Consider the following 21,899-nt stretch of genomic DNA (forward strand, 5'->3'; position numbering starts at 1 on the left):
CGAACCTCGTTACTCGCACAGGAATCAACGGCTGACTGATGTCCGGTGACAATCTCGCATCCCTGCCCATCACCCGCCTGAAAGGCGTCGGTCCCGCTGCGGCTGAACGGTTGGCGAAACTGGGCCTGCATAGTCTGGAAGATGTGCTCTTCCACCTGCCGTTTCGCTACGAAGACCGCACCCGTATTACCCCCATCGGCAGTCTGCGCCCGGAAACCGGGGTGGTCATCGAGGGCGAAGTGATGGCGGCCGATGTGGTGTTCGGCCGCCGACGGTCGTTGCTCTGCAAGGTAGCCGATGGCACCGGCATGGTGACCCTGCGCTTTTATCATTTCAGCGCCGCGCAGAAGAACAACATGGAGCGGGGCAGGCCCATTCGCGTGTATGGCGAACCCCGCCCCGGGGCAGCCGGGCTGGAGTTTTATCATCCCGAATATCAAATTGGCAGCACCCTGCCCCCCCTGGAAAAAGCACTGACTCCCGTCTACCCCACCACCGAAGGGGTCAGCCAGAAACTGCTGCGCAACCTGGCCGGTCAGGCCCTGCATTACCTTCAGGGTCACCCTCCGGCGGAACTGATTCCCGCCACGCTGCTGGATCAACGCGGCCTGCCCTCGCTCACCGACGCCCTGAGCAAACTGCACAATCCGCGCCCGGATGATCCGGTCAACCTGTTGCTGGACGGCAAGCATCCGGCAGTAAAACGACTGGTCATGGAAGAAATGGTGGCCCACCAGCTGGGCATGCTGCAGAAACGGGCGGGCCAGAAAGCCTTCCATGCGCCGCGCCTGCACGCGGATGCATTATTCGAACAACTGCAGGCCAGCCTGCCGTTCTCTCTCACCGGCGCCCAACAGCGGGTGATCGGCGAATTACTTGGCGACATGGGCAACCCGCACCCCATGTTGCGCCTGGTCCAGGGGGATGTGGGGTCCGGCAAGACGCTGGTGGCCGCCGCCGCCGCCCTGGCCGCCATCGAATCCGGCTACCAGGTGGCCCTGATGGCCCCCACGGAATTGCTGGCCGAACAGCACCGGGACAACTTCCGCCACTGGCTGGCACCGCTGGGCATCCCGGTGCACTGGCTGGCCGGCAGCCTGGGGGCCAAGGCACGCCGGGAAACCCAGGCAGCCCTGGCTGACGGCAGTGCCCCTATCGTCGTCGGTACCCATGCCCTGTTTCAGGAGACGGTGCAGTTCCATCGTCTGGGCCTGACCATCATCGACGAACAGCATCGCTTTGGCGTGCAACAGCGCCTGGCCCTGCGGGAAAAAGGCCGTTTCGATACCCCACACGGCATCCAGGTGCCACACCAGCTGGTACTCACCGCCACCCCGATCCCCCGCACCCTGGCCATGAGTGTCTATGGCGACCTGGATACCTCGGTGATCGACGAAATGCCTCCGGGGCGCAAACCCATCGATACCCTGGTGCTACCGGAAGGACGCCGGCCCCAGGTGATCGAGCGTATCAACGATGCCTGCCAGCAGGGCACCCAGGCCTATTGGGTATGCCCGCTGATTGAGGAGTCGGAGGAAATCCAGGCGCGGGCGGCGGAGGCCTCGTTTGAGGAACTGCAGGCCGCCCTGCCCGACCTTACCGTGGAACTGGTGCATGGTCGTATGAAGGCAAAGGAGAAGGCAGAACGCATGGCCCGATTTGCCAGTGGCGAGGCCCAGTTACTGGTGGCCACCACCGTGATCGAGGTGGGTGTGGATGTGCCCAATGCCACCCTGATGGTGATGGAGAATGCGGAACGGCTGGGACTGGCCCAGCTCCACCAGCTTCGTGGCCGGGTGGGCCGGGGCGGCGAGCAAAGCTACTGTCTGCTGCTCTACCAGACGCCCCTGTCGCTCACTGCCAAACGACGCCTGGCGGTAATGCGCGACACCACCGACGGCTTCGTGATCGCCGAGGAAGATTTGAAGTTGCGCGGCCCCGGCGAATGGCTGGGCACCCGCCAGACCGGTGACATGGCATTCCGCATTGCCGACCTGGTCCGCGATGAGTCCCTGATGGAACCCGCCCGGGAGGTGGCCGACAACCTGCTCCGCGGCCACCCCGAGAATGTCGAATCACTATTGCGGCGCTGGCTGAAAGGGGGAGAAAGCTATGCCGACATTTAGGGAGCCTCTCACCCCTCCCCCCCGCAACGTTATGGAGTCACTCTGACTGTCACCGTCCCCACCCCCGCATAGCTGACCACCCGAAGTATCTGATCCGCGGATCCGGGAAGCACCTGCCCCCCTTCCACAGACACCTGATAGCCATCGGGATAATGCCGTTCCGGGACAAAGATTTCGGTGACAGAACCGGGCGGAAAATGGCCGTTCCCGTCGGCACGCTGAGTGGAATAGGTCAGATGGAAAACCTTGTTCTTGCGATCGAATCCGTAACTCTCCGGCACCCCGGCCACACGCTGCGGGTAAGCCCTCACCAGCACATCCAGTTTTTCCTGATTCAGGTTTTCAGGCAGTGGCGGGTCTGAGGGATGGGTAATGATCCCCTCTTCCGGACGCTCGCAGCAAACATCACGATTCCACCATGCCCAGTACTGCCAGGACACACGATTTTTTGCAGCCAGCGTGATCAACCGCTCAATCGTTACCAGGTCATTGGACGCGCCAAACTCGCTGAGGATGAGGGTATCGTTCTTTTCCCTGGCCTGCCTCTCTGCATTGGTGAACACCAACTGCTCTTCGATCCCACACCCCGGATCGGTAAGCGGCAGCCCCGGCAAACCCGGCGTTTTGGCCAGGCAGTAATTGTGAAAGGACATGCCAGCCTGGACGTCTTCACCAACGCCACCGTGTGCGGTATCTGCGCCGTTGTTAAAGGTGACGAAGGGTTCATAGAAAATAATCGCGGTATCGTCTTCTTTCCGAACTGCATCCGCGGCCAGACGACTGACTGCGGTCAGCTTTTTGTCCTGATTGTTCAGCAGGCAACCCAGCGGGTTGGCACAGAGCGCCAGCGCAGTGCCTGGGAAAGGCTCGTTCCACAGGTCATAACCCAGCAATCTGTCGACATCCTTGATGCGGGCGGCCACTCGGCGCCAGGCTTCGGCGAACGCCTCATGCATAGGACGACCCGCCAGGTCCTGGTCGTTATCCAGAAAGTGATCATAGGCACGCCACAAGGCGGGCATCAGGAAGTAGTTTCCCGGGAAACCCAGGTCGGGCTGGTTGGGCAAGCCGTCATCAAACACGGTCCAGTCGGGAAAGCCCTCACCACTGAATTTTTCGTTATACATGTCCTGATGGAAATCAAACAGCACCCACAAACCGGCATCGGATGCGGCCTGCGCGGTACGGTATAACGATTCCAGATAATCGGTATCGTACTGACCCGGTTCCGGTTCAAATGCCTTCCAGATGAATCCCAGCCGAATGGTGTTGAAACCCTGGCTGGCAATATAGCGCAGGTCATCCTCGCCAAAGCCGATGGCTTCTGGCGTATAGGGTGGCAGTTTACTGATCTGGTTCACCCCCTGAAGAATCACCACCCGGCAGTCTGCATCGATCACCCATCGACCGGCCTGCCCCAGTCTTCCTTCGGCAACCGTGCCCTCACAGGATGAACGGGGAGCCACGGGTGAAGGGGTATCCACTACCTCCGGCTCCTGGTCATCATTGTTCGGGTTGACGGGGGGCGCACTGGTCCCGCCACTGCCACTGCCACCGCCACATGCCACCAGAAACGCAAACGGAACCCAGACAAGCGCCTTCAGGCCCCACCGGCAACGTCTTTTTATTCGCATAGCCTACTCCGACAAATCCGCAACATGACGTATACAAATATGGCTTTGATGCCGCCAGAGCGTCTTGCCAGAATCGGACAGCTTTTAGCAAATCACGACACCCTATGCGCTGCATTGATGCCACCTACTCACATTTGCTTTTCGACCACCTGACAAGCAGGGGGATCGCGGCCGAAAACGTGCTGGGCAAAATGCCAAAGGCCGGAAGCCGGATCGCGGAAGATCGCTGGAAAGAGATGCTGGAGAAAGGTGCCCGCACGGTAAGGGATTCCGCCTTCGGCCTGTCTGTGGCTAACCATTTCTCGTTACGGTATCTGGGGCCGGTTGGTTACCTGCTTCTGAGCAGCAACAACGTCATGGATGCCCTGGCCAAAGGGCAGCGCTACCATGTGCTGATTTCAGAAATGAACCCGGTAAAGGCACATATTGACGCGGATCATCTGGTGTTAAGTTGGCCTCTTGAGCATGGCTGGAGTGGCCAGTTATGGGATGAGCTGGGGCTGGGCACCACCCTCAAGTTGATTCAGGCCATCAACCAGAAACCCGTATTTCCATCCTCGGTTGAATTTGTTGGCCCCCCTCCCGCGAACCGGGCGCTTTATGAACAGTTTTTTGGCTGTGATGTGTTATTCGACCAGGCAATGCCCAAACTGGTTTTCCCTGTCAGGAATCTGTTTTCCCCCATCCCCAAAACCGACCCATATCTCCATGACATTCTGGACAATCAAGCGCAACAACAGCTCAGAAAGTTGACCCTGGAGAATGAGGAAATCGGTCTCTATCGCAAACAATTGCTGCAGATCCTCACCCGAGAGCCGCCATCACTGGAAAAGCTCGCAGCAGAAAACGGCATTTCTGCCCGTTCAATGCAAAGACGGTTACGGGCGCAGCGCATCTCTTTTCAGAGCCTGCTTGATCAAACCCGCCACACACTGGCAACCAATTACCTGCGTGAGTCCCGGCTTGGTCTGTCAGATATTGCCGGCATGGTTGGCTATACCGAACAAAGCTCATTCACCCGGGCGTTTGCCCGCTGGGAAGGCATGTCTCCGGGGAAGTATCGCCGACAGCACCACGAAGACGACCGGTAACGGACGCAGGGCATGACGATTCTGACAACAATTTTTCCTGGCACCACTAGTGGAACCGGGAACTGCGGCGTAGTATCGCCGCCGCTTCCGACATGCCAGGGAGCCGTTTGGATACCAAGGATGTCATCACTTTAGTTTGAGGAAGAAAAACCATGGCAAAAGGCCCTAAACCCCTGCGCAACTGGGCGGCGATGGATCCGCTGATGCGCAAAGGTGGCGCTCACCAGGTCGCCAGGGAACAAACCCGACCCCGCATGGACTGGCGCCAGGCGCTGGATGATTTCGAGGACTGGCAGGATAGCCTGCCGGAAACACAATGCGGGAGCGTCAAAGAAGGGCCGGACGGCCCTTCTTTTTTGCCTGGCGAACAGGCAGGAGGAGGCTGTGATCAGTCCGCACAGATCCAGGCCTTGGCGCTGGCCGTGTCATCGCGGGCAAAGACTTTGACATCGATGGAGGGCAGCAGCTTGTCCGCCAGCAACGCCAGGCGCCGCATCCAGTCCTGATCGGTGACGACAGCCTCTCGCTCGAAATGCTGCCAGTGGCGCAGGCCGAATTTCAGATCCTGGAACAGGGCATCCATGGCCACACCACCAAAGGTTTCCATTTCCGCATAGAAACGCACCTTGTCGTGTCTGGCCAGCGCCGCTTCCAGAGCGGCCGCCACGGTATCGAATTCCGGGCGGGTGATCTTCCCGGAAATCCTTGCCCCGACGACCCGATCATCGTCGAACGGAATCAATGTCAGCATGCCAGCCCCTCCCAGTTTGCTGCACGACCCTCAGTTTTCCTCAGGGCTCTCCGTGCTTTCTGCTACAGGTGCATTCAGCGCCTGCCAGCTCTGTTTAACCGCGTCCCAACCTCGGGAGAATTTTACCTTGGCAGCCTCCCAGTTGTCGGCACTGGCTTGCTGTAGCGCCTGATAACGGGACTCCAGCTCTGCACGTTGCTCTTTCAGCGTGGCCATGGCGGACTGTTTGTCCAGCCGTGCCTGTTGGGAAAGTCCCTGCCAACGGCTGTCGATCTCACTTTGCAGCAAGGTGATCTGCCGGTCCAGGTCATCCAGCGCATGGCGGGCAGCACGCATGGCATCGTTTTTCTGCTCCACCGTAAACGCCTGGATTTCTTCCAGGGTATCTTCCATCTGGGCGGTAACTTTCTCCGGATCCGGGGTCTTCACATTGGGGACCCCCTCGGTATTCGCCCAGGAAATGGACGTGGTTACCAGCATGAGTGCGGCGGCTGCGAGTAAACGATGTGTCATTGGAGCACTCCTTGTATTGCTTGTCGGTCTCTCTCTTCCGGTAGGACAAGCAGAATCCCGGGAATACTCCTGAGGAGATGAAAAAAAGGGGTAAAACGGGCGGGCCGGGCAGCCCGGCCCCGAGTGTGCGTCAGGCGTTGAGGATATATTCCAGCATCTCTACCACCTGTTCAGGAGTGCGTGCCACGGCGTCCGCGGCCGCATCCACTTCCTTGAGCGGATGGTCATGTTCCTCATCGTGGAGAATGATCATCGGGGTCCCCAATGCCGCCGTGTAGCCCGCATCGAAGGCCGCATTCCACTGCTTGTATTTGGGCCCGAAACGCACGATCACCAAGTCGGCCTGATCGATCAGTTTACGGGTCCGAATACCATTAATGCCGGCGCCCAGCCGATCTTCCCAGAAACGCTTTTCTTCCGCGCCAAGAATATTGACCCCTACCTTGTCGCTGGCTTCATGGTCGGTCACTGGACCGGTAAATTCGATATCCAGTTCTTTCTCGGCACAACCCTGAATGATCCGTTCGCGCCAGTCGGTGTGGATCTCTCCGGAAAGGTAAACCGTCCAGAAGCTCATTGCGTTTCTCCCTTTGATACAGTGTCTGTGAAACCGGCTAGCATAGCAGGCTAGCAAAGAACCTGTTACGGGCCCGTTATTTCATCAACCTGTCCGGTTCCCGGTTGCAAAAGGCAAGCCTGCTGCCGTTAAATGCCCCCATTCCGAACTTTGTGAAAAGGCGACCCCATGCGCATCCGATTTCTGTTTCTGCTGGCGGCTGCAATGCTGGCAGGTTGTGATAACAATACTCAGGATAGCGATTCCCCTGATGCCAAGGCGGGCACCACCAGCCAGCACTCTGGCAACGTACCGGGCAATACCGGTGAGCTGATACGCATTCTTCACACCCTGAAAAAGACCGACGAGCAATGCCAGGGGGACGGCTGCCCACGGGTTGAGCTGGAATGGATCACCTTTGAGAACCAACCGACCCTGAACGATGCGATCACCACCCAGCTGGCCGGCATGCTGGTCCAGAACCAGGGCAGCAGCCCCCATGACGGCACCATCGAAGGGCTGGTGGATGCGTTTCTGGCCGATGCGTCGGACATGGCCATGGCGTCCCGACAGGGTTGGGAGCTGAACGCCACCATCAAGCGCCAGGGTCGCCGCGGTGACCTGCTGACCCTGCGTCTGGACAGTTACGAGTACACCGGTGGCGCCCACGGCCAACCCGGGGTGCAGTATTTCCATTGGGACCTGGCCCGCCAGCAAGAGCTGGGACTGGATGATCTGCTGGAACCCGGCCAACAAGAGGCTTTCTGGGAGCTGGCCCGATCCCGCCACCAGCAATGGTTGGATGAGGAAAACCTGGATCAGGCCTTCCGCGACAGCTGGCCCTTCGATCGCACGGACAACGCCTACTTCAGCAAGAACGGCCTGGTGCTGCACTACAACGTCTACCACATCGCCCCCTATGCCATGGGGCAACCTGAACTGACCATTCCGTATGAAAAACTGGACGGGATTGTGCGGGGGAAATACCTCAACCCGTAATCACTCAGCGTAGGAGCCAGCCTGCTGGCGAAGAATAAGGTACGAGTGGCGAGGCTCGAGTAACGAAGTTCAAAACCGGTTTTGATTTTCGAAACTCGCTTCTCGAACCTCGAGACTGGCTTGATTCACCCTACAAAGTCAGCCCCAATAACAACACCAACTCGGTAAACACCACACTGGCCCCCAGCGCATCCCCGGTATAGCCACCGAGCTGCCGCTTCAGGCTGACGCCCCACAGCAACGCTACCAGCCCCACCGCCAACAAGGCAGGCAGCCACACCGAGAACAGCAACGCCACCCCCAGGATGAAAAGTGTGGCCATTAGCAATCGCTGGCTGCTGAAGGCTTCCGCCACCGGTTTGCTTTTACTGGTAGTCGGGTCGGTCACATAGGGCAGAAAGCGCATCAGCAGCAGGGGTGTCAGACGACTAATGGCAGGCGTTACCAGTAGCGCCAGCCAGACCGGCTCGGCCTCCAATAGCAACACGGCCTTCAGGCCCAGCGCCACTATCAGCGCCACGGCACCATAGGTGCCGATACGGCTATCCTTCATGATTTCCAGCCGCCGGGCCACGGTGTAGCCACCGCCCAGCGCATCCATACTGTCCGCCAGGCCGTCCTCGTGGAAAGCACCGGTAATCCACAAATGAAACGCCAGCACCAGACCGATACACACCGGCGGGCTCCAGAACACCACCAGAGCGCTGAACAACGCCGCATAAAGGCCGCCCAGCAACAGTCCCACCAGGGGGAAATAAACACTGGCACGATTCATCAGACGCTGGGAATAATCGATCTTCACCAGCATGGGAATCCGGGTCAAAAAGCCCAGCGCCAGCCAGAAGGCCTGCCATTCCTGTTTCACGGCAACTCCCTATTGAATGGGTTGCCGCACGGGGGCGCGGCATAATTCCAGCCACCGCTCGATACCGGGACTGCGGTATTTCTGGCGGTGCAGCACAAAGTAGAAGTCACGGCTGAAATCCCGATGGGGCACCGGCAATTCCACCAGCGAACCACGCCTGAACGCCTCACGCAGACACACCCGGGACAGGCAACTGATCCCCAGACCCGCTTCCACTGCCCGCTTGATGGCTTCGGTGTGCTCCAGCTCCAGGGCCAGATCCAGCTCCGGTACCAGACCATGCAGGCCGCGCTCAAACGTCTGCCGGGTGCCAGAGCCGGATTCCCGGACAATCCAGTGAGCCTCCCGCAAGTCCCGGTCCGTGAGTGCTTCCTTACCGGCAAGAGCATGCTCCGGGCTACAAAACACCACCAACTCATCCTCTCGCCAGGGCAACAACTCCAGGTCCGGGTGGTTCAGTTCGCCCTCAATCAGCCCCAGATCCAGCTCGAACGCCAGCACCCGCTCCACGATAGTCCGCGTGTTGGCCACCTCCAGGTGTACCCGGGCGCCGGGCTGCTCCGCCATATAATCGGCCATGATCCCCACCGCCAGATAATTGCCGATGGTCAGCGTGGCCCCCACATTCAAACGGCCCAGATCACGGTGACTGAGCAGGTCGGCCTCCAGCTCCCGGGCCTGGGCCAGCAACGCCTCTGCCCGGGGCCAGAACTGGCGGCCCAGCTCATTGAGTTTGAGTCGCTTGCCGGCCCGTTCGAAGAACTTCAGGTCGTAGAGGGCCTCCAGCTCCTTGAGAGCACCGGAAGCGGCCGACTGGCTCATGCTCAGGCTCTCTGCCGCCTTGCTGATGTTCTCGTGGTGCGCCGTGGCCAGGAAGACCTGAAGCTGACGCAGGGTAAATTTCATGGCCACTCCCTCCGGTAGAGTCAGACGTGGAACGCCCATATCGGCAATGCCGATATAATACATCGGAATTACCCATTTTACCGATAAACAGGTTTCGTTTAAATTTCCACCAACTGAGATTTTGGAATAAGCGCTGATTTAATTATGTCTAATTTGAATACTGAGACCGTCACAAGCGTACGCCACTGGAACGATACCCTGTTCAGCTTCACCACCAGTCGTGATCCGGGTTTCCGTTTCAAGAACGGCCACTTCACCATGATTGGCCTGGAACAGGACAATGGCCGCCCGTTACTGCGCGCCTACTCCATCGCCAGTGCCAACTACGAGGAAGAACTGGAGTTCTTCAGCATCAAGGTGCCGGATGGCCCGCTCACCTCCCAGCTGCAGAACATTCAGCCGGGTGACAAGATTTATGTGAGCCGCAAGCCCACCGGCACCCTGGTGGCCGATCACCTGCTGCCGGGGAAGAATCTGTGGCTGCTGTCCACCGGCACCGGTCTGGCGCCGTTCATGAGCATCATCAAGGACCCGGAGGTCTACGACCAGTACGACCGGGTGATCCTCACCCACGGGGTCCGTCATGTGTCGGAGCTGGCTTACCAGGACACCATCCAGAGCGAGCTGCCCAACAACGAATTCTTTGGCGAATTCGTCAAGGGCAAGCTGCTCTACTACCCGACGGTGACCCGCGAACCCTTCCGTAATCAGGGTCGCCTCACCGACCTGATGACCAGCGGCAAGCTGTTCGAGGATCTGGGCCTGCCGACACCGAGCCTGGAAAACGACCGCTTCATGCTCTGCGGCAGCCCGGCCATGCTCAAGGATACCCAGGCCATTCTCGATGGCTGGGGCTTCAAGGAAACCCGCGGCGGGGAACTGGGTGAGTATGTGATCGAACGGGCGTTTGTGGAGAAATGAGTTAGACGCTGACACGCTTCACGCAACACGCTACGGGCCGCCTTCGCGGCCCGTTTTTTTTGAAGCCCGATACCAACCGACAGCACGCTTCCTTGTTAGCATGAGCAGGATGTTACCAGGGAGGGACATTCATTCGATGCAACCACAATCCATCGCCATTATCGGCGCCGGTACCGCCGGCCTGGCTACTGCTGCCCTGCTTGCTGAACAAGGCCACCACATCACCCTGATCGAACGGGCCGAGGCGCTGGCACCAGTAGGAGCCGGTCTTTTGCTGCAGCCCACCGGCCTGTCAGTGCTCAAGGACATGGGACTGTACCAGGCCATGCTGGGATATGGCGCCCGCGTTGATGCCCTGATCGGTCACACCCGCGATGGTCGCCGCATCATGAACACTGCCTACCGAAGCCTGGACGACCACAGCCACGGTCTAGGCATTCATCGCGCCAGCCTCTGCCATGTGCTGGACTGTCACCTGCAGACACTGCCCCATGAGCGTTTGATGGGCTGCACCGTCAGCGCCGTGGAGGTGGCGGAAGCGCACACCACGGTAATCGCCGACAACGCAGGGGAGCCCTGTCGGCTATCTTTTGATGCGGTGCTGATCGCCAATGGCAGCCACAGCCGCCTGCGGCCAACGGATTGGACCCGCTATGACAGGCTTTACCCTTGGGGCGCCATGTGGGCTATTCAGCCCATGGTGGAATCATTTGCGGCGCCGCTTCTGCAACAGCGCTATCACCGGGCGAGCCAGATGGTCGGCATCCTGCCCACCGGTTGCTGCCCGGATCAGCCGAACCAACCCCTGGCCAGTTTCTTCTGGAGCCTGCCGGTGGCGCAGATGCGTCACTGGCAACACCGGGATTTTGATTTTTCCGGTTGGCGTGACCAGGCGCTCCAGCTGTGGCCACAGCTGGAGACTCTACTGGCCCCACTGACCCATCAAGACCAGCTACTGCCCGCCACTTACCGGGATGTGATCATGCATCGTTGGGGGGAAAACCGGCTGGGCATCATTGGCGATGCCGCCCATGCCATGAGCCCGCAACTGGGTCAGGGGGCAAACATGGCCCTGCTCGATGCCCGTGCCATTGGCCAGGCGGTCGCGGAATCAGACGCCTGGCCCCAGGTCTGGCGTCACTATCACCGTCAACGGGAACCACAGATTCGCTTCTATCAGCGTATGAGCCGCTGGCTGACCCCCGCCTTCCAGTCGCACAGTCGCACGGTATCCCGCGGACGGGATCTGTTCTTTCCAGCCATGGAAAGGGTGCCATGGCTACGCATACAGATGGTGAAGACGGTTGCTGGACTGAAACAGTCCCTGCTCGACTGACCGGCATGTCGTAACCGGCCATCCGCCATTTTCCACCTTTGAGTGCCGAGAATGTAAAAGAGCGCGCCAATCGCTACATAAAACCAATGAAAAAGTACTAGAAATAAACCTTCGCACTTAGACAAAATAATTACATAGTGATCGAAGGGGGCAACATGAACACTGCAAGCCGAGCGGGGATTACCGTACTACTGGCACTTTCAGCCTCAGCCGCCATGGCCAGCAATACGATTTCATTCCAGGGAGCGGTTGTTTATGCGTCTTGTCAGCCAGGGACGCAGAACCAGGTGGGGTATACGGACGTCATTGTAGACAGCTGCGGCAATCAGGCATTGTCCGCTGACCAGCACATAGGCAGGACCTATCTCGAGCCGGTGTCCGGAAACCGTCACGCCCAACCGGAGGTTATCAGCCGGTCAGAGTCTCTCCACGAACGTATTGCCGCTTCGGAGACGGGGCCCGTCAGCATGCGCTATGTCATTGAGTACCATTAATGGTACTCAATGGTGAACGTGGCCCTGCCATTACCGGTGCCTGCGCCGACCGTGCCTGACTGCGTCTGGATATAGTAGGCACGCATGGGCAGAACAAACTCCGCGGAGTCGTTGATGGGCGTGCGCCCAAGGGCAACCCCTTCACCCAGAGTCACGACCTGTTCGGTGCCACCCAGGGTCTGGTTGAGCTGAATGCCAATACCGCTGGCGGATGCCGGGCCAGCATCAATGGCCAGCACGCCCGGCAGGTTCGAGACGTCCCGGGTTCCATCAAACCTTACCTTGATGAGCCCCTGATCCACGCCGGCCACATTGCCGCCCTGGCATCGCATGCGAATCTCGAAATCTCTTGGATTCACCCTGGACCCGACCCCGCTGAAATCACGGTTGGACACCGAGCCAAAGTTGACGGCGATATTCTTGGATCCCGCATCAACCTGACAGGATGACGTCACAATGGTGACCCCCTGCCCGGTTAACGTGGAAGTCAGAACCGGCCTGTTGATGCCGGAGCCATCCAGATAATAGGTGGTAAACAATCCGGGTGGCCCAATGGGGCCGGCACCGGTGACCGCCGCCGTCTTCACCAGATCCACTTTGAAATACCCGCCAATCAGGTTCAACTGCCGATTGCCGCTGAAATTGATCTGATGGGGATAGTAGGTGGAGATATTGCCCGCTTCCCGATAAACCCGAATTCCTACGCCCGGCACATCCGTCTGATAGACATTGGAAAACCCGGGGACTGCAGCGGGATTACGGACAAACTCGCCCCTGGAAAAGCCACCATAATTACAGTAGCCGGCATTATTTTTGCCAGTGATTGGCCGTTGCAGGGTCTGGATCACCGCGCCGACGGGCAAATCCGGCTGAATCAACACACGCCCCCAATCCATCTGTACGTCCTGAGGGGTGAATCCGGACGACACATAACAGGCGGCATGGCCCGCCATACTCAACAAGGACAGCAGGGCGACCGCTATCAGGTACCCTGCCAGCCTGGCAAACCGATCAGTGACAAATCGCATTGGTTTTTTCAAAACCGAACTCCTGTTCCGGGGACACATCACCCAGCTGGTAAGTCAGCCGGCATTGCTCCCCACCCCACTTCACCGTCAACATCCCTTGTCGCTGCTCGCTGCGTACAAAAATGACGCTGCTCTGGCCGACCACACCGACTTCATTGCCAGACGTGTCAAAGACCCGGGCAGCGAACGGCAAACTGATGCCATCACGTCGGTGCGCTTTTATCAGAATCGGTAGCCCTTTTTCTGTTTCAAAGGTCACCCGGGTAATGGAACCGGCATAGGGCGCCAGCTCACGACTGGTCCCTTTCAACTCCACATTTCTGTCAATGCCATTGGGATCCAGGGTAATTCGATTCATCCGGTACGGGGTCACGTACGGCAAGACCGCATAGCCAAAGTCATCCACTTCCACACCCGAGGCACTCACCACGCCAGCCCCTTTTGCATCTTTGGCTTCAATCAGCACCATGGTGTCGCCATGTTGCGGGGTCATGGTGATGCCATCCTTGTGCGCCACAAAGGCACCCCGCGCACCGGCAGAGGCTTGCTGGTAATCATCGCTATAGCTGTAGGAACCATTAATGGATGCAAATCGGCTACGGTATTCCCCGTTCACACCAACGGTGGATCCATTTTGTTCGTTGTCCGTTACCCGCATGCCATAGTTGTACTGGTTACGGTCACCGCCATAGCCGTTGATGCCGGCACGGCTGGACACGTAGCCGTCATCATCCAGAGATACACCGCCATCAATGTACTTCCCGGTGTAGCCTCCGCCTATCGGCATGGTGAAAGAGAGATCAAACTGGTTATCCGATTCACCGTCCTGGGTGGTCGTCCGAATCGCAGAAATCCCATAGCTGATTGAGCGGAAGCGGTTGTTATACCCCATCTGATATTGCTTGGTTTCCCCGTCAGTATCCCAGAAGTCACGCACGGACCCGGTAAAGTACAAGGATCCATAACGACGCCCGAGCGCCTGGTTCAATGTCAGTTGAAACTGACTCTTTTGGCTTCTCAGCGCATCCAGACTCAACTGTTGCTCGTCAAACTCTCTGGCAAACATGGCATCCGAAAGACCATAGAAGCCCTTGGTGGAGTAGCGGTAGGCGGCCAGCGTAAAGTTGGTATTGGTCTGGTTCAGCATTTTGGAATAATTGATGCGAACACTGTTACCCAACTTGTCCTCATTATTCCTGAATTCCGTCTGCGACCGGGTCACATCAAACGAGAAAGCTCCCAGCTTTGTCGACAAACCGGCGCCCACCAGAACAGATCGGTATCCCTGGCTGACGGTACTACCCAGATAGCCGGTAATATCGTGATACAGACCGCGCTGGTAGGTCGCTTGCATGAACAGAGGCTCATCCTCAAGTTCGTCATTGCGCAGCTGCGCCACCGTAACGCTATGTCGACTGATACCTTCTCGAAGCAGTTGTGCAATGGAGGAATAGGGAACACTGAAACTCCGCTGCTGACCGTCCGCTTCCGTGACAAGCACCTCCAGATCGCCACCAAACCCTGTTGGGTAAAGGTCATCAATGACAAAGTTACCGGGCGATACCGTGGTGCTGTAAAGAAGATTGCCGTTCTGACGAACTTCAACCCGGGCATTGGTTGCCGCCACGCCGCGAATGACTGGCGCGTATCCCCGCATGGAGTCGGGCAGCATACGGTCTTCGCTGGCCAGATTAATGCCTCGATAGGCCACGGAATCGAACAGCTCTCCACTGGTAAAGCTGTCACCAATGGTCAGATTGCTACGAATCTCCGAGAAAGCACGGCGCGCAAACGTTGAGGTTTTTTGCCAGTCGTATCCGTCACCGGAACGCCTGGATACGCTTGAGTTATGTCTCAGCTGCCAGCCGGCCACATTGACACCGGAGTTGAGACCAAGATAGAGGTTGTCACTGCTTGAAATGCCGGAACCGGACTCGTCGGCACGGATGGTAGTGGCATTCAGGTCATAGCCAATAAAGCCGGCATCAATGCCGCGATCCCACAGCTCCGGATTGACATAGCCCCTGGCTTCGCGGCGCATGTTCTCCTGAGGAATGGTGAGATCCATACGCAGAGAGGAAATCTCAAGGCGGGATTGTGCTTGTCCTATCCACTCCGAGAGCGGCTTGCACGTTTCGATATCCGTCTCTGCCGCGTCCATGGATTCAACATCGATGCCGTAGAACGCAAGCTGCTCAACGGTGAAGCAGGTTTCTGCACTTTTTCTCCCGGGTACTGACGAGAAAACGATGTCCTGCTTGCCAAACCACTGTCCATTCACATACATGTCCAGACGGTATTGACCGGGCGATACGGGATTGCCATGGCTATAAAGAGAGGTATCCATGTCCCTGGCTGAGCCCATCAGGAACGATGAGTTAAAAGACGCCGTTTTTTCCTGTGCATAGGCATTCCCACAGCAAAATCCGCCCGTCAGTATGGCTATACCGATAGCGAAACTTTTCTTGAATGATAGCGCCGACAGCATTGGCATCCTTACCAGACCTCTAGGCCGTTAATTCTTTTATTGGCGGGTAATATCGATACTGGCTTCCACCGCGCCGCCAAAATCATTTATCGATGTAAAGACCGCCTTTGTCCCTTCCTTTACATCGTTTTTGAAACCAATTTCGAAATTGTGGGATGAGAAAGGCGAGAACATCATCCCTTGTTCAACTTGATTTTTTTCGCCGTTTTCATGGGCGAGCTCCAACTTGACAACACTGATGTGGTACGGCGTTGGATTGGAACAGCGCATCACTCTTTGCTCTGATTCGAAATCACATTCGAGAGAGTGACTGGACAAGTTAGCTCGACCCGACAAACCATCAGGACGATAGAAAATTTTCAGTCTGGAACGAAATGCCAATTGCATCAGGTTCTTGTCTTCCGCACTTTCCGGTGCCGGAGGAACCTCAAGCACATTCAACCAGAACAGGGATTCCCGGTCAGAGGGCAAATCCCTGCCGGTAAATGTCAATCGCAATGCCTGTCCAGATCCCGCTTCAACACGGGAAATAGGCGGCGTAATGATGAACGGTGCCGACGTGGTATCCGGTGTTGCATCCTTATCGCCTTCGTCTACCCATGACTGGACCAGCGACGGTGAATCACCTGTGTTGTGAAGCTGCACAGTCACCTCGCGGGCTTTTTGTGGGTAAACCACACGGGTGCCATCAATAATCACACTGGCACTGGCCCACTCTGCCAGCAGCAAAAGGCTGCTCAGCAGGAACAGTTTCATTTTTAATAACATTGAATTACCCGGCCAAAATAGTTGGCAGCCCCCGGGGAACGGGAGCTGCCATCACGTCATCATTGGTAGATGATGGTGTACTGGATGGAGCTATTGACCGTACCGGCAGTAGCTGCACCGGTAGCGTAGTACTCGGCGTAGTAGTTCAGGTCAGCGGCACCACCTGCGGTCACGTCAACCCACTGGGAGTTGTCCTGCGCACCACCGGCACCGGCGGCTTGAACAGGAATGAACAGGCTGTTTTCGCCCAGCAACTGGATCTGAACGTTAGTGGCGGCATCGGCAGCGTTAGCCTGGTTAACCAGACGGCCCGTGTCGAAATCAACGGTGGGGCCCGGCTCGAAGTAGGTCGCGACCTTGCCATCGCTGCTGCAGTTGGACAGGTTGATGGAGAAAGGCGTACGGCCTGCGGTTTGCGCGGCCGCATTCAGCGTGGTGGCAGACACGGTCGGCAGAGTGACAGTGAAGTCTTTGCCGGCAGGGGTGGTGATTTCACAGGTCTGGTCGGTTACCAGGCCGTTGAATGTAATGGTTCCGTCGACCGCCAGGGCCGGAGCAGACAATGCCGCGATGGCAGACGCCAGAATAAGCTTGTTCATGCGCATGAAAAGTTCCCTCTTTGGATGGTCATTACCGAATTCGCCATTTGTTCAGTGAAACAGGTCACATAACAGACAGCGGGAGGAAACTTAGCACGCGCCAAGATATTTTAAATGTAAAATCGGATACGAAAGATTACTTTTTTACACATTCTAATAACGAATAATCACCCTGGTGCCAAGATATTCACGCCTAGTGCGTAGTTTTTTTCATAGCGACTACGCCGTTTTCACTAAAACACCCTGTTTTCATGAATTCCGTTCATTTTTCAAGGGCTTCTGACGCAGACACGCAACCCTATCCCGCTCATGAAATCATGGCCCGCCAGGAAAGGAAAAAAGAGAGGGATTTCGGCAAAATGTAGGGGCAGAAATGGAAAGGCGGGGCAGTGGCCCGGGAGGGGGCCAAACATCCCTATGCCTTTTTACTGACGACAATCACAGGCTGGCCGGTGGTGGTTTTTTTGCCCACCAACCTATTTTTTTTGCGGCTGTAAAGTGACCGGTTGCGCCAGGGCATCGGTCGTCTCTGGAGGCTTGGCATCCAGATCCTTTGTCGCCCCGCAGGCGACGCATTCCATCCATTGCCTGTCGCCGTCGATGACACGCTGGATCTTGTCCATCTGCCCACACTCCGGGCAGGTGGCGCCGGCGATAAATTGGCGTTTCATAGAAAACCCTTTGAGTCTCGAGTTGCGAGTAACGAGTTTCGAAAACCCGGCGACGCGGGGTTTTTCATTTCGAAACTCGCTCCTCGTCACTCGCTACTTAACAGCACCGGCACAAAAGACTCTATTGAGAAATTCTGTGCCCTCTGTGGTAAAAATCAGCCGTTGATACCGCAATGGCGCAGCAGCGGCTCCACGCTGGGCTCGCGGCCGCGGAAGGCCTTGAACAGCTCCATGGGTTCGCGGCTGCCCCCCTTGGCGAGAATTTCGCTGCGGAAGGCCCGGCCTGTGTCTTCGTTGAACTCGCCCTCTTCCTCGAAGCGGGAATAGGCATCCGCAGAAAGCACTTCGGCCCATTTATAGCTGTAGTACCCCGCCGCATAGCCGCCTGCAAAAATATGTCCGAAGCTGTTGGGGAAACGGTTGAAGGCGGGCGGTTGTATCACGGCCACCTGCTCACGCACCTCCTTCAGGACCTGATAAATATCCATTCCTTGCTGATATTCCGCGTGAATGCGCATGTCGAACAGGGAGAACTCAAGCTGCCGCACCATCTGCATGGCACCCTGGAAGTTTTTGGCGGCCAGCATTTTTTCCAGCTTTTCTTTCGGTAACGGCTCACCGGTTTCGTAATGCCCGGAAATCAGGGCAATGCCTTCCTCGGTCCAGCACCAGTTTTCCAGGAACTGGCTGGGCAGCTCCACGGCATCCCAGGCCACCCCGTTGATGCCGGAGATCCCGGACACATCCTGCTCGGTAAGCATGTGATGAAGACCGTGACCGAACTCGTGGAACAGGGTCACCACTTCATCGTGGGTGAGCAGCCCGGGTTTGCCGCCTGCGGGCGGGGCGAAGTTACAGGTCAGGTAGGCCACCGGGGTTTGCAGGCTGCCGTCGGCACGGCGGCGGCGAATACGGGCATCGTCCATCCAGGCACCACCACGCTTGCCGGTGCGCGCATACATGTCCAGATAGAACGCAGCTCGGACACTGCCATCGTCATCTACCAGTTCATAGAAGCGCACGTCCTCGTGCCAGGTGTCCACCTCATCACGTTGACGGAACTGGATACCGAACAGTTTCCCGACCACCGCAAACATGCCATTGATCACGGTGTCCGCCGGGAACCAGGGACGCAGCTCTTCTTCGGAAATGCTGTAACGCGCTTCGCGCAGGCGCTCGCTCCAGAAACCGATGTCCCAGGGTTCCAGCTGGTCGGCACCCTGCTCTGCCGCAAAAGCCCTTAGTTCCGCCAGCTCCCGTTCCGCCTGGGGCTTGGCCCGCTTGGCCAGATCTTCAAGAAACCGGATCACCTCGTTCACATCCCGAGCCATCTTGGTGGCCAGGGATTCTTCGCCAAAGTTGGCAAAGCCCAGCAATTGAGCCTGCTCGTGGCGCAGCTTGAGAATCTCATCCATGATGGCCGCGTTATCGAACTGCCCGGCGTGGGGGCCCTGATCGGACGCCTTGGTGGTCCAGGCCACATACATTTCCTTGCGCAGTTCCGCATTCTTGCAGTGGCTCATCACGGCGATGAACACCGGCGCATCCAGCGTCAGCAACCAGCCTTCCTTGTCTGCCGCCTTGGCCCTGTCGGCGGCCCCGGCCTTGGCGCTGTCCGGCAAGCCCTCAAGTTCCGCTTCATCCGTCACGAGCTTGGTCCACGCCTGGGTGGCATCCAGCGTGTTATCGGAAAATTGGCTGGTCAGTTCGGAGAGTCGTTTGGAGTTGGCCATGTACTGCGCTTTCTTGTCGTCCGGCAGGTCCACCCCGGAAAGGCGGAAATCGCGCAGGGTATTATCAATGTCTTTCTGCTGGGCTTCGCTGAGCGAGCTCCATTCATCACTGTCTCGCAGGGTCTGGTAGGCGGCACACAGCTGCGCGTTCTGGCCCACCTCGGTGCCATACTCGCTGAGCAGCGGCAGGCAGCTGTTATAGGCATTACGCAGGGCTTCATTCTGGGCCACCGCATTGAGATGCCCGGCGGGACCGAAGGCCTTGCCCAGGCGGTCGTCTTCCTCATCCAGGGCCTGCACCAGATGGGCATAATCGAAGTTACCGTCCGCCAGTACCTGCTGGATGCGGGCACGGCCATCGGCCACCAGTTGCTCCACAGCGGGCAGTACATGCTCCGGCTGGATTTTTGAAAACGGCGGCAGTTCCGGGTAGTCAATCAGCGGGTTGTTGCTCATCGGTGTCTTGTCCTGCGTCGGTTGGCGCCGCTGGCAGAGGCTGGCGAGTGCTCTCATCCGGCTGCAGCAGCGTCTGGAAAATCAGCCACTTGCTCAGCAGGAAAACGCCAAGCAAGATCAGTATGGCAATCAGTATACGGGTGGGCGGCTGTTTCATGGGCCTCCCTGACGACCACATTCGGCTATCGAGTTTAACAGTGATGGGGATTCGCCGCTTTGAAGACAAGGCCCCGCAATTGGGGAAACGGGTATTTGTGGACCCGGATGCCACCGTGATCGGTGATGTGGTGCTGGGTGATGATTGCTCCGTGTGGCCGCGGGCCGTGATTCGCGGCGACATGCACGCCATCCGCATTGGCACCCGGGTCAGCATTCAGGACAACGCGGTGCTGCATATTACCCACGACTCCCGCTTCAATCCGGGCGGTTTCGCCCTGAAAATTGGTGACGATGTGACTCTCGCTCACCAGGCCATGCTGCATGGCTGCACCCTGGGTAATCGGGTGATGGTGGGCATGCAGGCGATCATCATGGACGGTGCCGTGGTGGAAGACGACGTGATCGTCGCCGCCGGGTCGCTGGTGGGTCCGGGCAAGCGGCTGGAAAGCGGTTACCTCTACCGCGGCCAACCGGCCCGCCAGGTACGCGCACTTAGCCAGGAGGAAAAAGAATTTCTGCCCTACGTGGCCGGGAATTATGTGCGGTTGAAGGATCGGTATCTGGGGGCGTCAAGCGACAGCACCGTGCTGTAGGAGCGTCGCTCGCGGCGCGATTCCGGTGCTTATTCATGCTTCGTATTTCTTTATTAGCAAACCTGTCGAGCTCTAATAGCCCTGATCGCCCTGCGGTCGATGTCCTTGCTTCGCAAGGTTCGCACCTCAAGAGGTGCTCCTACAGCGGCTTCGTAGAAATGACGAAGTCTTGGGAACTTCCCAACCTTTGCCTATCCAACGAGTGTAGCTTGTAGCTAAATCTTCCACATAAACGACATATTCCCAAAACTCAGAATATCGTCGCTTTGACGAATCGGTGATGACGATCCCTGCAAGGTCAGGGTGAAGGAAAAATTGTCCAGACTGATGCCGCCACCGAGCACCAGCCCGACAATGCCGTCCCGGGATTCCACGTCATAGGGGCCGCTGTTTTCTTCCAGGTAGGAGTAACCGATGTACTCCCCAAAGCTGGCAAAAAAGATTTCCCAGCCAAACCCTTCCCCATCGAACAAGCCCACCAGGGAGCCTGCAGTGCCTATTCCCGCGTAATCGGGGATAAAGTTGCGCGGCAGATTCTGGCCAATCCGCCAGAATCCACCGGCCCTGGCCGTGCCGTTAAAATTATTGGCATCCACCCCCCAGGCATAACCCACCTCACTGTCCAGCCAACCTTGTGTATACCTGAAAAGTCGATGAGCATGAAGAAAATAGGCGCCACCAATCGCATCATGACCGAGCTGATTGTCCCAGCCCCGGGGCTCCTCGGAACCGGTGATCTTGTGCACCACCTTCTGTGATTGCTCAGCGCCGGAATCCGGACCCACAATGCCGACCCGCACGCCATAGCCGAACAGGCTGTTGCCATTCCAACTGAACAAGCCCAGCTCCAGATTGCTGTAACCCACATAGGGCAGATCATTGAAGTCGGGCATTTCTCGACTGATATCCGATGGCGTGATCATGATCTGCTCCAGACTCAGGGTCAGCGCATGTTTTTCATCAATCACACTGATGCCGGGCAGCGGGTCCAGCAGCGACGCCAGGCCGCAGGTGAAACTCCCGTTTCGATCGCAATATTCATGCGCATCGCCAACCCAGCTGATGCGCACCCCATTGGTGTACTGCCCGTCGGAGCCCACAAACAGATCGTTATCCCAGGAAAAACCGAAGGTGGACGCCTTGGCAACCAGAGGTAACAGACAAGAAACGATCAACAGAAGGCGCAGGGACATAGTCATACCTCTCACGGGA

20 protein-coding genes are annotated in these 21,899 nt (G+C 57.7%); 6 read left to right on the forward strand and 14 right to left on the reverse strand.

Features of this window, described 5'->3' with window-relative positions:
* Positions 1 to 38 precede the first annotated feature (38 nt).
* On the forward strand, positions 39 to 2,126 hold the full coding sequence (recG, locus tag C4S63_RS09720; protein ID WP_103917435.1) for an ATP-dependent DNA helicase RecG: 2,088 nt from the start codon (positions 39 to 41) through the stop codon (positions 2,124 to 2,126).
* A 29-nt stretch (positions 2,127 to 2,155) separates the two neighbouring features.
* On the opposite strand, the gene C4S63_RS09725 is transcribed toward recG, so the two are convergent.
* A complete protein-coding gene (locus C4S63_RS09725; RefSeq protein ID WP_103917436.1) occupies positions 2,156 to 3,760 on the reverse strand; it encodes a cellulase family glycosylhydrolase in 1,605 nt (534 codons plus the stop codon).
* Positions 3,761 to 3,951: 191 nt separating this feature from the next.
* On the opposite strand from C4S63_RS09725, the gene C4S63_RS09730 reads away from it, so the two are divergent.
* On the forward strand, positions 3,952 to 4,851 hold the full coding sequence (locus C4S63_RS09730) for an AraC family transcriptional regulator (RefSeq protein WP_160052746.1): 900 nt from the start codon (positions 3,952 to 3,954) through the stop codon (positions 4,849 to 4,851).
* A gap of 388 nt (positions 4,852 to 5,239) precedes the next feature.
* Here the strand turns inward: C4S63_RS09730 and C4S63_RS09735 are convergent, their stop codons facing one another.
* From C4S63_RS09735 to C4S63_RS09745, 3 genes are all read right to left on the reverse strand, one after another.
* A complete protein-coding gene (locus tag C4S63_RS09735) occupies positions 5,240 to 5,602 on the reverse strand; it encodes an STAS/SEC14 domain-containing protein (protein ID WP_062814962.1) in 363 nt (120 codons plus the stop codon).
* A gap of 30 nt (positions 5,603 to 5,632) precedes the next feature.
* On the reverse strand, positions 5,633 to 6,115 hold the full coding sequence (locus C4S63_RS09740) for a hypothetical protein (RefSeq protein ID WP_062814963.1): 483 nt from the start codon (positions 6,113 to 6,115) through the stop codon (positions 5,633 to 5,635).
* Positions 6,116 to 6,245: 130 nt separating this feature from the next.
* A complete protein-coding gene (locus C4S63_RS09745) occupies positions 6,246 to 6,692 on the reverse strand; it encodes a YtoQ family protein (RefSeq protein ID WP_062814964.1) in 447 nt (148 codons plus the stop codon).
* A 168-nt stretch (positions 6,693 to 6,860) separates the two neighbouring features.
* Here C4S63_RS09745 and C4S63_RS09750 point away from each other — a divergent pair, with 168 nt between their 5' ends.
* Positions 6,861 to 7,670 carry a DUF3298 and DUF4163 domain-containing protein gene (locus C4S63_RS09750; RefSeq protein WP_103917438.1) on the forward strand — a complete coding sequence of 270 codons (810 nt, stop codon included), beginning with the start codon at positions 6,861 to 6,863 and terminating at the stop codon, positions 7,668 to 7,670.
* A 130-nt stretch (positions 7,671 to 7,800) separates the two neighbouring features.
* Here the strand turns inward: C4S63_RS09750 and cobS are convergent, their stop codons facing one another.
* Both cobS and C4S63_RS09760 read right to left on the reverse strand, forming a co-directional pair.
* Positions 7,801 to 8,535, reverse strand: a complete 735-nt coding sequence (cobS, locus tag C4S63_RS09755; protein WP_234999981.1) for an adenosylcobinamide-GDP ribazoletransferase — start codon at positions 8,533 to 8,535, stop codon at positions 7,801 to 7,803.
* Positions 8,536 to 8,544: 9 nt separating this feature from the next.
* On the reverse strand, positions 8,545 to 9,441 hold the full coding sequence (locus C4S63_RS09760) for a LysR family transcriptional regulator (RefSeq protein ID WP_103917471.1): 897 nt from the start codon (positions 9,439 to 9,441) through the stop codon (positions 8,545 to 8,547).
* A gap of 144 nt (positions 9,442 to 9,585) precedes the next feature.
* Here C4S63_RS09760 and C4S63_RS09765 point away from each other — a divergent pair, with 144 nt between their 5' ends.
* A complete protein-coding gene (locus C4S63_RS09765) occupies positions 9,586 to 10,362 on the forward strand; it encodes a ferredoxin--NADP reductase (protein ID WP_062814967.1) in 777 nt (258 codons plus the stop codon).
* A 136-nt stretch (positions 10,363 to 10,498) separates the two neighbouring features.
* On the forward strand, positions 10,499 to 11,698 hold the full coding sequence (locus C4S63_RS09770) for an NAD(P)/FAD-dependent oxidoreductase (protein WP_103917439.1): 1,200 nt from the start codon (positions 10,499 to 10,501) through the stop codon (positions 11,696 to 11,698).
* Positions 11,699 to 12,188: 490 nt separating this feature from the next.
* On the opposite strand, the gene C4S63_RS09780 is transcribed toward C4S63_RS09770, so the two are convergent.
* The 7 genes from C4S63_RS09780 to C4S63_RS09810 all read right to left on the reverse strand — a co-directional run bounded on the left by C4S63_RS09780 (position 12,189) and on the right by C4S63_RS09810 (position 20,092).
* On the reverse strand, positions 12,189 to 13,220 hold the full coding sequence (locus C4S63_RS09780; RefSeq protein WP_103917441.1) for a fimbrial protein: 1,032 nt from the start codon (positions 13,218 to 13,220) through the stop codon (positions 12,189 to 12,191).
* Entirely contained in the window at positions 13,204 to 15,714 is a 2,511-nt protein-coding gene (locus tag C4S63_RS09785) for a fimbria/pilus outer membrane usher protein (protein ID WP_369826415.1), read from the reverse strand. Before C4S63_RS09785 ends, C4S63_RS09780 begins: the two co-directional genes overlap by 17 nt.
* Before the next feature lie 30 nt (positions 15,715 to 15,744).
* Positions 15,745 to 16,464: a molecular chaperone gene (locus C4S63_RS09790; RefSeq protein WP_103917443.1), complete on the reverse strand. Its 720-nt coding sequence runs from the start codon at positions 16,462 to 16,464 to the stop codon at positions 15,745 to 15,747.
* A gap of 71 nt (positions 16,465 to 16,535) precedes the next feature.
* On the reverse strand, positions 16,536 to 17,081 hold the full coding sequence (locus C4S63_RS09795) for a fimbrial protein (protein WP_197461830.1): 546 nt from the start codon (positions 17,079 to 17,081) through the stop codon (positions 16,536 to 16,538).
* Positions 17,082 to 17,551: 470 nt separating this feature from the next.
* Entirely contained in the window at positions 17,552 to 17,746 is a 195-nt protein-coding gene (locus tag C4S63_RS09800; RefSeq protein ID WP_103917444.1) for a YheV family putative metal-binding protein, read from the reverse strand.
* Between the two features lie 155 nt (positions 17,747 to 17,901).
* A complete protein-coding gene (gene prlC / locus C4S63_RS09805) occupies positions 17,902 to 19,935 on the reverse strand; it encodes an oligopeptidase A (protein ID WP_103917445.1) in 2,034 nt (677 codons plus the stop codon).
* Positions 19,913 to 20,092, reverse strand: coding sequence for a hypothetical protein (locus C4S63_RS09810; protein WP_062814974.1), 180 nt, complete (start codon positions 20,090 to 20,092; stop codon positions 19,913 to 19,915). Before C4S63_RS09810 ends, prlC begins: the two co-directional genes overlap by 23 nt.
* Positions 20,093 to 20,135: 43 nt before the next feature.
* On the opposite strand from C4S63_RS09810, the gene C4S63_RS09815 reads away from it, so the two are divergent.
* A complete protein-coding gene (locus C4S63_RS09815) occupies positions 20,136 to 20,687 on the forward strand; it encodes a gamma carbonic anhydrase family protein (protein WP_103917446.1) in 552 nt (183 codons plus the stop codon).
* Between the two features lie 215 nt (positions 20,688 to 20,902).
* Here C4S63_RS09815 and C4S63_RS09820 read toward each other — a convergent pair whose 3' ends face one another.
* Entirely contained in the window at positions 20,903 to 21,880 is a 978-nt protein-coding gene (locus C4S63_RS09820) for a lipid A deacylase LpxR family protein (protein ID WP_103917447.1), read from the reverse strand.
* Between the last annotated feature and the right edge of the window lie 19 nt (positions 21,881 to 21,899).

This window comes from Alcanivorax sp. DSM 26293 (assembly GCF_900107995.1).
GTDB lineage: Bacteria > Pseudomonadota > Gammaproteobacteria > Pseudomonadales > Alcanivoracaceae > Alcanivorax.